The sequence below is a fragment of the Weeksella virosa DSM 16922 genome (genome assembly GCF_000189415.1).
Lineage (GTDB): Bacteria > Bacteroidota > Bacteroidia > Flavobacteriales > Weeksellaceae > Weeksella > Weeksella virosa.
Map to the genome: position 1 here is coordinate 291,713 of NC_015144.1, position 12,430 is coordinate 304,142.

A 12,430-nucleotide genomic window follows, 5' to 3' on the forward strand; every position below is an offset into this window, starting at 1 on the left:
TTTAACCAATCAATTAATCGAAGCTATGAACTATTTTTAATTGATTCCCGAATATTTTAATAAATCCTCTTGCATCTCTCGAATCCCATGCTTCATTTTCTTCTCCGTATGTTGCTACTTTTGATTGCATCATGTCATACGGTGATTCGATTCCGATCATAGAGAAATGATACGGATTCAGTTGTACTTTTACCTTACCAGTGACATGATTTTGCGATGACTCTAAGAATGCTTCGATATCTCTCATGACAGGATCCAAATATTGAGCTTCATGTAACAAAGTCCCGTACCAGTTTGCCAAAGTATCTTTGTGCAATAATTGCCATCTAGTAAGGGTGTGTTTTTCTAGTAAATGATGAGCTTTGATGAGTAGATGAGCTGCAGGTGCTTCGAAACCAACTCGTCCTTTGATTCCTAATATGGTATCACCAACATGTATGTCTCTCCCGATAGCGTATTCTCCACCAATTTCATTGAGTTTTTGAATTAATTCTACTGCTGTTAATTTTTCACCATTGAGAGCCGTTGGGATTCCTTTCTCAAACTCTATCTCTATAACGGATGGTTCTGTTTTGGATAATTGAGTCGGATAGGCTTCTTCTGGTAATGGCTGATCTGACGTAAGGGTTTCTACGCCTCCTACCGAGGTTCCCCAAATACCTTTATTGATAGAGTATTTGGCTTTTTCCCAACTGTAATGAACTCCTTTTGATTGTAAATAATCTACCTCTTGTTGGCGAGATAACTTCTCGTCTCGGATTGGAGTAATTATTTTCGACTGTGGGGATATAACTGCGAAAGCAAGATCGAACCGAATTTGATCGTTCCCAGCTCCGGTAGAACCATGCACTATATATTCAGCATCTATTTCTTTGGCATACTCTGCAATAGCAATAGATTGGAACATTCTTTCTGCACTCACAGAAAGTGGGTATGTATTATTTTTCAAGACATTTCCGTAGATTAAAAACCGAATACAGTCTGTAAAATATTTCTCGGTAATATCGATGGTGACATGTTTTGCAGAACCCAATTCGTAGGCGCGCTTTTCTATTTCTTTTAGTTCTTCTTTAGAAAATCCTCCCGTGTTTACAATCACTGTATGCATTTCCATTCCTTGTTCTTGTGTAAGATTTACTAAACAGTACGAAGTATCTAAGCCACCACTATAGGCCAAAACTGCTTTTTTGCTCATGAAATGTTGTTTTTTATGTTTGGTAAAATTGTTTGTATTTCTTCTATAAATTTTTTTCGACTTATATTTTCTCTCAAAATAAGTAAAATTGTATCATTACCTGCAATTGTGCCTAACAAAGATGGAAGTTGGTGATTGTCTATTTCGAATGCCAAGCCTAAAGCATAGCCTGGCTTGGTTTTTAGAACTCCCAGGTTTGCAGTAAATTCTAAGCTTACCTCACTTTGCAAAATCGTATTGTGCATTGTTACTCCTTCTTCTGGCAATTGATAACGATAATCACCTTTTTCGGTAGGAACTTTGATTATTTTTAATTCTTTTAAATCTCTCGACAATGTAGCTTGAGTAACTTGTACGTCTTGAGAAATTAGTTTTTTTAACAATTCCTCTTGACTTGCAATTTCTTCAGTAGAGATTAACTTCTCTATTAATTGAAATCTGTATTTTTTATTACTCATTTTGTATAATTATTCAACCATAATCATAAATTCACAAAACTTAGATAAATTTTTTTTGATTACTGAATATTTATTCAATATCAATATCATTCTTTAGACTTTCTTCTTTTTGTTTCTTAGCAAATTCATCATCGAGATTATCATACACTAAACCGGTGCAAATACACATTTTTCTTTCGTTTTCTAATAATATATGGTAATTCTTACAACTTTTACAGCCATTCCAGAACTCTTCGGATTGTGTTAACTCAGAGTACGTTACCGGTTTATATCCCAGCTTTGTATTCATGCGCATTACCGCCAAAGATGTTGTTATGCTAAAGATTTTCGAGTTCGGGAACTTGGTTCTGGATAATGCGAAAATTGCCTTTTTTATTTCTTTTCCAATTCCAGATGTGCGTAGATCGGTACGAACAATCAACCCAGAGTTAACAACAAACTTCTCTTCTTCATACGTTTCGATATAGCTAAATCCAGCCAAAGATCCATCGTCATCAAATGCAATAATGGCATTACCATTGACCATTTTACGCTGTAAATAAACTGGATTTCGCTTGGCAATTCCCGTTTTTCTTTGTCTGGCCGACTCTTCATACCAAAGCACCAATTCATCTGCATACTTTACATCGTCTTTATTTGCTATTCTCACGACCATTGCTGTAATTGTTTTGATTGAAATTGAGATTGAAAAAAACGATGAAAAAGGAAAAACACTTGGCTGTAGAGCCTAAAAAATTGTTGATTATTTAACTTGCTTCTTTTTGCAAGCGGAAATAATTTTTCCATTTTATGATAAGAATTCAGTTGTTATACTGAAGTACAAATTTAAAAACTTTATTTTTGTAAAACGTAATAAAACTTAAAAAAAACACAATAATTTTATCAACATGCTGAAAATATACAAAATAGGTGGTGGCATCATCGATAATCAGGTAGAATTATCCGACTTTCTCCATCTTTTTTCACAAGAAAAATCACCGAAAATTTTAGTACATGGCGGAGGAAAAGGTGCATCTAAACTTTTACAACAATTAGGGATCGAGCCTAAAATGGTCGATGGTAGACGTATCACTGATCAAGAAACTCTAAATGTTGTTACAGGTTTATACGCAGGAAACATCAACAAATCGATTGTTGCGCAATTACAAAAATTCAACATCAATGCACTTGGACTTTCGGGTGCAGATGCCAATTGTATTACCGCCACAAAACGTCCTGTACACACTATCGATTACGGTTTTGTTGGTGATTTAGACGAAAAAAGTGTCGATGCCGCTAGATTGCAATCTTTTATAGAATCAAACCTTACGCCTGTTCTTTGTGCAATAACACACGATAAAAAAGGAAATCTTTACAATACCAATGCAGATACCATTGCATCGCAAGTTGCAATTGCGCTAAGTAAATTTTATCAGGTTGAGCTAAATTTTTGTTTTGATAAAGTTGGAGTTTTAAGAGACATTAATGATGATTCCTCGCTCATTTCGAGTATCAATAATAAAGAATATCAGCAATTGAAAGCTGATAAAATAATTTTCGAAGGGATGATTCCGAAATTAGACAACGCTTTCGAGGTAATTGCAGCGGGCGTGAAACAAGTTAATCTGGTACATGCACTTAATATACATACCGAAACAAAAACTGTATTATGTTAAACAGAAAAGAGCTTAAAAATAAAGCAATCGAACTCTTGAAGGATTTAATCGAAATTGAATCTTTTTCAGGAGAAGAAAACAAGACAGCTGATCGAATTGTTGAGTTTTTAGAACAGTCTGGAGCAAAAGCAGAACGGATAAACAACAATGTGTATAGTTTTCACTCTCCTTATGACCCTACCAAAAAAACAATTCTACTGAACTCGCATCACGACACGGTGAAACCTGGTCAATCTTGGACCTACAATCCTTTCGAAGCAAAGATAGAAGGTGATCGTTTAACGGGCTTGGGTAGTAACGATGCTGGTGCTTCGGCAGTTAGTCTTTTGGCTACTTTTATCTATTTTCTAGACAAAGAAATTCCGTTCAACCTTATAGTGGCAATAACGGCAGAAGAAGAAAATTCAGGAAATTTGAATGTTGGCAGTTTGTTACCTTCTCTCCCCAAAATAGATTTGGGTATTGTTGGAGAGCCAACCAAAATGGATATGGCAATCGCAGAAAGAGGGTTAATTGTCTATGATATTGAAGTGAAAGGTAAGACAGGTCATGCTGCGCGCAACGAAGGGATTAATGCTATTTATTTAGCCAATGACCTTTTGAATCGATTACAAAACTTTTGTTTCGATAAAGTATCGGAATTTATGGGACCCGTGAAGTTAACCGTTACCCAAATAGAAGCCGGTAAACAACACAATGTGGTACCGGATTCTTGCAAACTTGTAATGGATGTACGTGTGAACGAACTGTATAGCAATGAGGAAGTAAATGCTCGTTTACAAAAAGAATTTTCTTCGGATTCGATTTCATTTATTCCACGATCTCTGCGATTAAACTCTTCTAAGATAGACCCTACACACCCTATTGTACAAAAAGGGATATCTTTGGGTTGCGCTACATATGGTTCTCCTACCCTTTCTGATCAATCGATGATGGATTTTACCACTGTAAAAATTGGACCAGGAGATTCTGCTCGATCACATACACCGGATGAATTTATTTATCTTTCGGAAATTGAACATGGAATTGATCGATACATTGCATTACTCGAAGATTTTAATTTTTAGTTGGTAGCTGGTCTATCAGAAATATTAAAAAAACCCGATTCAAAAGAAACGGGTTTTTTTGTATTAATATTTTCTATGAAAAATATTATTGTAATTGGAATCTTACCGGAATACTAAAGTTAAGGATTGCTGGTCTTCCATCTTCTGTTTTCGCCGGAACGATGGTTTTACCTCTACGTTGTTGACGATCGGTAATTCTTTGCAATGCTTTTTTAGCTTCAGGACCTAAATTTGCTTCACTACCAGCTGCTGGTTCAATTTTCACAATTCTACCTTGTGTATCAATCTGGAAGTTTAATTTAGCATTGGCTACATTAATTCCTTTTGATTCTGCTATAGATGTAAAATCTTGTAGTTCATCCCCGATATCAGCTGCAAGACGTCTGTTGAGACATGCTTGCGCTGCTTCTTTACCTTTTCGTGCTTCTCTTTCACAGCCTGGGTAAATTGCCATAATTGCTGCTGTACGAGCAGTTACGGTTGTCGGTGCACCACCTCCATCAGTTTTAGAATCATTTTTAGGTACTTGTTTTGTATTCTTCCCTGCGTCTGGATCTAGATTAACTTCACCTCCACCAGTTTGTGATTTAGATTCTTTCCCTTCACGATCAAAGTATGAAATATCTTTATTTTCGATCGCTTTAACGTCTGGAATCGTTGCTTCTACCTTGGCTTCTTTTTTTGGTTCTGGTATAATCATTTTCACCTGAGCAGTTTCTTCTTGGTAGTGATTTTGCTGTATTTCTGGTTCTGGTTCTGGTTCTGGTTCTGGTTCTACTACCTCTTCCTCTTCTTCCGGAACTTCTGGCATAGTTACATCTTCTAGGTTTACTTCAACTACATTTTCTTCTCGTTGATTCGAAAGTAAATCTGAGTTTGCAAACCATACAACTCCTGCCAAAATCAAAATCACCACACTACCTCGAAGCAAAGCTCTTAGTAGGGCATTGTCTTCGTTTTTTCTGAGTTGGTATGCACCATACTCTTTATTTCTATTCTCGAAAACAATTTCGTTTAATGATTCGTATTTTTTATTGTTAGACATTTTCTCTCTTTTTTAAAACATTCTACGACTTACCTTTATTTACCAGCTTTTTGCTTGTAAACTTCTACTTCTTTTGCATCGGCATCTTTCATACCGTACTTGGTAGATTTGGTAATTTCCATTTCATCCAAAACGTCTACAACGTTTTTGTAATTTGCATCATCAGTCGGTTTAATGATCACGGTAAACATATCCTTATTCTCTGCTCTTGCAGTAGCTGTCTGGATTACTTTACGTATTCCTTCTACCGAATAATCTGTTTCATTCAGTGTTTCTGGACTAAGATCTTTAACTTCTGATTGATGCCAATACAATTTGTTATCTCCACCAATGATGATAGATAATGAGTTTGATAGCTTTATCTCGTCTTGATTTTGCTGTTCAAAAGGTTTATCTAATTTAGGTGGCATATTCAAATTCATGACGTTTGGTTTACTAAACGTTGTCGCGAACATAAAGAATGTAATCAATAAGAAACCTAAATCTACCAAGGGCGCCATATCGACTTTTGTCGACTGTTTCTTCGAGCGTACTTTACCTCCCTCATTTCCTGAGGACTCTTGTATTTGTGCCATTTTCTTTAAATTTCTTTATTATTCTGCAGTTGTAATCAACTGGAATTTGTTCATATTCTTTTCTTGCAATTCGTTCAAGAGTAACTTAAACTGTGGATAAGTCGCTTCTTGGTCACCTTTTATTGCAAGGTTCACTTTATCATTCACTTCCTTAGCAGCGAAAACCCAATCAACCATTTCTTTGTTAGGGTTTATCGTATCTAAAGGTATTCCGGCTTGGCTGCTTTGCAAATATTTCTCGCGATCTCCTGAAGTTAAATTCAAGAACTGACGCATCCCTTGCATTGGCGCACCAAACTCGGCTGTTTCTCTAAAGGCTTTCTTTTCACCGTCTGTAAATCTTACCCCATATTTCTCTCCCATTTTCTCTAAGGTTGGTATTCTATCTTTTTCTTCTAATGAGAATAGATATTTACCTTCCTTGGTAATAGAGATTCGCATCATATTGTCGTCGGCCATTTTCAGCGTTGAAACTGAACTTGGTGTTACCACCTCAACCACTTCTGGTTCGCGAAAGTTGGATGTCAAGATAAAGAAAGTTAACAAAAGCCAAGCCATGTCACTCATAGCTGTTAAGTCCATATTCGGACTTTGTCTTTTCGGTTTAACTCTTGCCATTTTTCTCTGTTTGTTTAATTAATCTTTGTATTATCATTCAATTCTTATACCGAGATAAACTTCTTAAGTTTCTCTTCGGATTATTCTAGATTAATTGTGTGCAGAGAAAGATTGTTGAATGCTCATTCCTACTTCGTCGATTTTGAATGTTAAATCGTCAATTTTAGAAGTAAAGTAAGCATAAGCGATAATTGCGAAAGCTGAAGCTCCAATACCCATACCGGTATTAATTAACGCCTCGGCAATACCAACAGATAATTGTGCAGCATCTGGAGACCCTCCTCCTTCACCTAATGCGAAGAACGCTTTAATCATCCCGATTACTGTTCCCATTAACGCGATTAATGTACCAATAGATGCAACCGTAGAAAGTACCGTCATGTTTTTCTCTAATGTTGGCATTTCTAAAACAGTAGCCTCTTCTAAAGTTTTATTTAATTGTACTAATTTTTGTTCTTTGTTCATGGTATTGTCATTCTGTAATGCTTTATAAGTTGTCAAACCTTCTTTCACTACATTTCCTACAGATCCTTTTTGTTTGTCACAAAGTTCGATAGCCTTGTTGATTTCGTTTTTGTTTAATAAAGCACGGATGTCGTTTACAAATTTGTCTACACTTCCACTACCATTTGCTTTACCTAAAACAATTGCACGGTCGATTGAGAAAACAATTACCATAAAGAAGAATGTCATCAAGAATGGGATGATGTGACCTCCTTTACGAATAATTCCTAAGAAATTTAATGGGTGCCCATACTCAACATCTCCGCCCTCAAAATTTCCTTCATTACCAAACCAAAGGTAGAAAATACATGCTGCTATAGCATACAAAATTACAATTGTGATTACTGGATTAATACCTGCCTTTTTTCCTGTTTGCTTAGCTGGTACAGTTACATTCTTTTCCATTTACTAATTCTTTTAAATAATTTATGTTTTTTATTAACGTGGGTGTAAATTAAGTGAAAATTTTTCAAATCAACCATATAAATTTTTGGTTGTTCATGTAAATTTAATATTTCGATTAAAAAAAGAGGTTTTATAGTCATTTTTCTGAAACAAAAAACTAGAGCAACCTAAATCTATTCAATTCAAATGAAAAAAACTTCACTTCTATTACTTTCCGTTTAACAAATATAAATAAGTTTTAGATAATCCTATTTATTTTTTACAAATAATGATTTTTATAGCATTTAACTTTTTCCGACCTTTGACACCTCAATCAATCCTATGAAAGTTTGCATCGCAGAAAAGCCAAGCGTTGCCAAGGACATTGCCCAAGTTTTGGGTGCCAATCAACGCAAAGACGGCTACTATGAAGGTAATGGCTATCAAGTAACTTGGACTTTTGGACATCTATGTACGCTCAAAGAGCCGCACGATTATACCCCAACTTGGCGTAGTTGGGATCTGAATCATCTTCCGATTATTCCGCCATCTTTCGGTATAAAACTCATCCATAATAAAGGTGTAGAGAAGCAGTTTAGAATCATCGAACGACTTGTCCAACAATCTACCGAAGTCATTAACTGTGGTGATGCTGGCCAAGAAGGAGAATTGATTCAACGTTGGGTTTTGCAAAAAGCCAAAAATAATGCTCCACTTAAACGTTTATGGATTTCTTCCCTAACTGAAGAAGCCATACAAGAAGGTTTTGAAAATCTAAAAGATGGCAATCTATATAATAATCTCTATGCTGCAGGTAGTGCACGAGCAATTGGTGATTGGCTATTAGGCATCAACGCAACACGAGCTTTTACCAAAAAATATGCTCCTTTTGGGACAGTTCTATCTATAGGACGAGTGCAGACACCTACCTTGGCAATGATTGTAGAGAGACAAAAAGAGATAGATTCGTTTGTGATTGAAGAGTATTGGGAACTAAAAACACTCTATAAAGAAACAGAGTTTATTGCGACAATCGATCGGCTAAAAACAAAAGAAAAAGCAGAGAAAGGCTTGGAATATTTGAAGCAATTCCCGTTAGAAATCATCGCATTCGAAACAAAAGAAGGAAAAGAGAAACCTCCTCGTTTATTCGATTTGACTTCCTTGCAAGTAGAAGCCAATAAAAAATTAGCTTATTCTGCCGAAAATACCTTGAAATATGTACAAAGTCTCTATGAAAAAAAAATGGTGACTTATCCACGCGTCGACACCACTTATTTATCAGAGGATTTACACCCTAAAATAGAGGGAATTTTACAAAAGCTAACTCCGTACGCAACTTATACAGCTTCTCTGTTAGAAAAACCAATTGCGAAATCAAAAAATATTTTCGACAATTCGAAAGTTACCGATCACCATGCAATTATCCCTACCGGAAATTTCTCTTCTGATCTCACAATCGATGAAAAGAAAATTTATGATATGATTTGTCGTCGATTTATTAGCGTGTTTTATCCTGATTGCCTTGTATCGAATACTTTGGTTGAGGCAAAAATTGGCGATATAAATTTTAGAACAACAGGAAAGCAAATTCTCGATTTTGGTTGGCGTGTTTTGTATCCGAAGGATAAAAAAAACCAAGAAGAAAAAGAAGAAGAAAAAACTATACCAAATTTCGTGGTTGGTGAAAAAGGACCTCACGAGCCTTTTATTCATCAAGGTAAAACCACACCGCCCAAACCGTACACAGAAGCTACTTTGTTGCGCGCTATGGAAACGGCGGGCAAACAAGTAGACGATGAAGAAATGCGCGACTTACTGAAAGAAAACGGTATTGGCCGTCCATCTACCCGAGCAAATATTATCGAAACGCTTTTCAAAAGAAAATATATTGAGAAGAAACGCAAAAATATTTTTGCTACCCTAACCGGCATTCAGTTGATTGATTTGATTGAAAACAATTTGCTAAAAAGTCCTGAACTCACTGGCCAATGGGAATTGAAATTGCGTCTAATAGAGAAGGGTGAATATAGTCTAGAGGTGTTCAAGGAAGAACTGATCGAGATGGTAAAAGAAGTAACCAATGGTGTAAAATTTAGCATTAAAAAACCAATAAGAGTAGAACCAGAAGAAAAAACAAAACCGAAAAGAGAAAAAAAAGAAACGCAAAAAATAGAAGAGCTTCTATGCCCTAAGTGCCAGCAACATACTTTGGTAAAAGGAAAAACGGCCTACGGTTGTCGTAATTTTTCGGACTGCGGATTTGTGCTTCCTTTCGAGTGGTGTGCTAAAAAATTAACCAACAAACAGACAGTAGATTTGATTACTAAACACAAAACTGCCAAGATAAAAGGTTTTATTATTGATGATGTGAAGGTTGATGGCAATCTATTTTTAGACGAGAATCTTGCCATCCAACTGAAACAAAGTTAAACCATATATGTCTTGCCACGAAGTGCTAAAAAAATTACTGGTACAATTCTAAAGTTTCTTTCAGTTTCTTTTTTATTTGTTCAATTAGTTCTTGTGGTTCTAAAACCTTCACTTGTTTCCCATAAGAAATAATTTCTGTAACAAAATCTTGAGTAAGATAAATCGTTAATTCTACAGTGGTAAATTCATCATCTTCTTGCACTATTTTCTGTGATGAATGTAGCGGCAAAGTCTTTATATAACCAGCCTGCCGTTTGGTAAATTGTAATACAACACGGCTTGGTAATTCTGTATTCGGAGAAATCACACCAAAACAATGCCTGAATTTTTCTTCATAATTAAACACGATTTCCTTTTCGATTCTGTGCGCGGACAGGTCGATAGAAAGCATTCTTTCTAACCCAAAAACCTTTTGTAAATCTTTTTCCTGCGCAATCAAATACCAACGATTTCTGCTTTGTTTAATGGCCAAAGGATAAACTTCGCGTTGTGTTATCACTTCTTCGCCAAATTTTTGGTAAGAAAATTTCAGTTTTCTTTTTTTTTGAATAGCTTGAATAATTGGCAAAAGAAAATCGGTGTTTTGAGGTGGCATTTTTTCTAAATGGACGATCTCTTGCAAAGAGTGCGTCATGTTCAATGCATTAAAAGAGTTTATTTGTTCGATTGTCTGCAGAAATAAATCACTCGCAAATTCATACTGCTCAATATAATAGCCTTTTTCTTTTCGACTATATAAAATATCAATCCCCAAAATTGTTCTGATTTCTTGGATATCTCGCTGCAATGTTCTTTTAGAAAAACTGAACAAGACATCTTCATTTCTTAGGTTATAAATCTCGAATTGTTTTTCTAAGTGTTGGTACAAATCTTCGTATGAACAATAAGGAGTACGAGATAATTTTGTGATGATGTTAAAATATCGAGCAATGTAATCTTGTTTTGCCATTGGATTGATTTCTAACAAAGATAAAAAAAGCAAATGGATTGAGGTATCCTCAACCCATTTGCAGGTAAACTAAAACAATTCTAATTCAACTAAAATTAAATTCCGCTTGCTTGTTGCTTGAAGCTCGTTTGTTTTTGCTGAACTTTATTTTTTATTTCTTGTGCTTTTTGTGATACTTCTATACCTGATTCTGGTTTTTCAATCGTGTCTTGTGCTTCTTCAGAGGGTTCTATAGCTTCTAAATCTTTTACATTTACTGTCTCTATAACGTTTATCAATTTAGAGGCTAGCTCATCGTCTACTGAAGGTTCATTTTTCACTTCTACACTGAGAAATACTGCTGGGACATTATTGTCTTGTGGATATTTCGATTCGGTTTCGAAAATCCCTTTGTTTTCTATATTTTCAGACTCTAAACTTTTTGCGATATCTGTTGCCAAAAGAATCGATTGGTTTTTTTGTAAATTGGTTTTCGATACTACTGCCGTTATGTTATCTTTCGTCGCAGAAGCATTCTTAAAACTTACTGTGAGCACATAATCTGGGTTGACTTGCGATAATATAGCAACAGGATCTTGGGTTTTGTCTTGGGTTAATTCTTTCCACATCAGAACTTTCACATTATTTTTATCGAGCTCTGCAATCTTATCCATGAGTTTGTCCACTACCGAAGTTTCCTTTTCGGTATCTAAGTTATTTACAATATCGATGATAACAACTTTAGGCTCATCTGCTTTGATTGGTTTAAAAGCAAAGAATACTACAGAAAATGTAACGAGCATTAAAATTTTTACTACATTTTTCATACGTCTAGTTTTTTCTATTAATAAATCACTTTTCACTATACACTCTTGCAGAGATTAAGCCATAAATTGATAAAGAATGCTAAAGAATGTTATAATATCCTTAAAAAAAAGATTATTGTTCTTCGCTTTCTTTTTCAGCTAAATCTTTATGAACTAAAAAAGTGGCGAACGGTATGAAAGCAAATAATAGGTAGAAAATAAATTTTTCGTCATCCCATTTATAAATTTTTCGTACTACGAATGCCAGGGCAATGTACACAGAGAACCAAAATCCATGAAAAGTACCGGCAAACGGCATTGGCCATATAATTCCGTATTGGTATTTCAGCGGCATTGCAATTAAAAATAAAACGGCACAGCTTACTGCTTCCCAAACGCATGTAATCTTGAACCATTTTTTTAGTTTTTCGGGCTGATTGAATAATTCCATAACAAACTTCAAAGTTGGTCAAAAATACCAATTTCTTTCAAAATTATTCATGATAATGATTAGTAAACGTTATAAGAAATACTTATTTTTCTGTCGATTTAGCTTCTAATTCTTTTTGCAGATATATTTATAATACAAGTATATTATTATTGACAATGGCAAGACAGTGTTTCTTGTCGTAACTTTGCTTCTCTTCTGAACCCTGTAGATTATAAGGGAAGCCTAGACAAACATTGTGAGGTGAAGGAAACATAAAAGCCCGAGAATTTACTCAGGCTTTTTTCTATTTTTTGTCCCGTCCTGAAATAAGT

The 12,430-nt window shown here is 35.2% G+C and carries 13 protein-coding genes; 3 read left to right on the plus strand and 10 right to left on the minus strand.

Translation table 11 applies throughout. From position 1 onward, the window contains the following. Nucleotides 1-13: 13 nt before the first annotated feature. The 3 genes from argG to WEEVI_RS01525 form a co-directional block, all read right to left on the minus strand. Nucleotides 14-1,195, minus strand: a complete 1,182-nt coding sequence (gene argG, locus WEEVI_RS01515; RefSeq protein ID WP_013597417.1) for an argininosuccinate synthase — start codon at nucleotides 1,193-1,195, stop codon at nucleotides 14-16. Further along, the gene (locus WEEVI_RS01520; RefSeq protein ID WP_013597418.1) at nucleotides 1,192-1,653 is read right to left on the minus strand and encodes an arginine repressor; all 462 of its coding nucleotides are present in this window, start codon (nucleotides 1,651-1,653) and stop codon (nucleotides 1,192-1,194) included. Before WEEVI_RS01520 ends, argG begins: the two co-directional genes overlap by 4 nt. 70 nt (nucleotides 1,654-1,723) lie before the next feature. Continuing rightward, nucleotides 1,724-2,308, minus strand: coding sequence for a GNAT family N-acetyltransferase (locus tag WEEVI_RS01525; RefSeq protein WP_013597419.1), 585 nt, complete (start codon nucleotides 2,306-2,308; stop codon nucleotides 1,724-1,726). 232 nt (nucleotides 2,309-2,540) lie between these two features. On the opposite strand from WEEVI_RS01525, the gene argB reads away from it, so the two are divergent. Together argB and WEEVI_RS01535 are read left to right on the plus strand one after the other, a co-directional pair. Further along, on the plus strand, nucleotides 2,541-3,308 hold the full coding sequence (gene argB, locus WEEVI_RS01530) for an acetylglutamate kinase (RefSeq protein WP_013597420.1): 768 nt from the start codon (nucleotides 2,541-2,543) through the stop codon (nucleotides 3,306-3,308). Then, nucleotides 3,302-4,375 (plus strand): M20 family metallo-hydrolase, encoded by a 1,074-nt coding sequence (locus WEEVI_RS01535; protein WP_013597421.1) that lies wholly within the window; start codon nucleotides 3,302-3,304, stop codon nucleotides 4,373-4,375. The genes argB and WEEVI_RS01535 overlap by 7 nt, the downstream gene beginning before the upstream one ends. Nucleotides 4,376-4,460: 85 nt before the next feature. Here WEEVI_RS01535 and WEEVI_RS11305 read toward each other — a convergent pair whose 3' ends face one another. From WEEVI_RS11305 to WEEVI_RS01555, 4 genes are all read right to left on the minus strand, one after another. Beyond that, nucleotides 4,461-5,420 (minus strand): hypothetical protein, encoded by a 960-nt coding sequence (locus tag WEEVI_RS11305; protein WP_013597422.1) that lies wholly within the window; start codon nucleotides 5,418-5,420, stop codon nucleotides 4,461-4,463. 35 nt (nucleotides 5,421-5,455) lie between these two features. Further along, complete coding sequence (locus WEEVI_RS01545) at nucleotides 5,456-5,995, minus strand: ExbD/TolR family protein (RefSeq protein WP_013597423.1); 540 nt, start codon at nucleotides 5,993-5,995, stop codon at nucleotides 5,456-5,458. Nucleotides 5,996-6,013: 18 nt separating this feature from the next. Continuing rightward, nucleotides 6,014-6,613 carry an ExbD/TolR family protein gene (locus WEEVI_RS01550; protein ID WP_013597424.1) on the minus strand — a complete coding sequence of 200 codons (600 nt, stop codon included), beginning with the start codon at nucleotides 6,611-6,613 and terminating at the stop codon, nucleotides 6,014-6,016. Between the two features lie 90 nt (nucleotides 6,614-6,703). Further along, a complete protein-coding gene (locus WEEVI_RS01555) occupies nucleotides 6,704-7,522 on the minus strand; it encodes a MotA/TolQ/ExbB proton channel family protein (protein ID WP_013597425.1) in 819 nt (272 codons plus the stop codon). Nucleotides 7,523-7,843: 321 nt separating this feature from the next. Between WEEVI_RS01555 and WEEVI_RS01560 the strand changes: the two genes are divergently transcribed. Further along, nucleotides 7,844-9,934 (plus strand): type IA DNA topoisomerase, encoded by a 2,091-nt coding sequence (locus tag WEEVI_RS01560; RefSeq protein WP_013597426.1) that lies wholly within the window; start codon nucleotides 7,844-7,846, stop codon nucleotides 9,932-9,934. 34 nt (nucleotides 9,935-9,968) lie between these two features. Here the strand turns inward: WEEVI_RS01560 and WEEVI_RS01565 are convergent, their stop codons facing one another. From WEEVI_RS01565 to WEEVI_RS01575, 3 genes are all read right to left on the minus strand, one after another. Continuing rightward, nucleotides 9,969-10,883 (minus strand): helix-turn-helix transcriptional regulator, encoded by a 915-nt coding sequence (locus tag WEEVI_RS01565; protein WP_013597427.1) that lies wholly within the window; start codon nucleotides 10,881-10,883, stop codon nucleotides 9,969-9,971. A gap of 95 nt (nucleotides 10,884-10,978) precedes the next feature. Further along, nucleotides 10,979-11,689 carry a hypothetical protein gene (locus WEEVI_RS01570; protein WP_013597428.1) on the minus strand — a complete coding sequence of 237 codons (711 nt, stop codon included), beginning with the start codon at nucleotides 11,687-11,689 and terminating at the stop codon, nucleotides 10,979-10,981. Nucleotides 11,690-11,801: 112 nt separating this feature from the next. Then, entirely contained in the window at nucleotides 11,802-12,119 is a 318-nt protein-coding gene (locus tag WEEVI_RS01575; protein WP_013597429.1) for a DUF3817 domain-containing protein, read from the minus strand. Between the last annotated feature and the right edge of the window lie 311 nt (nucleotides 12,120-12,430).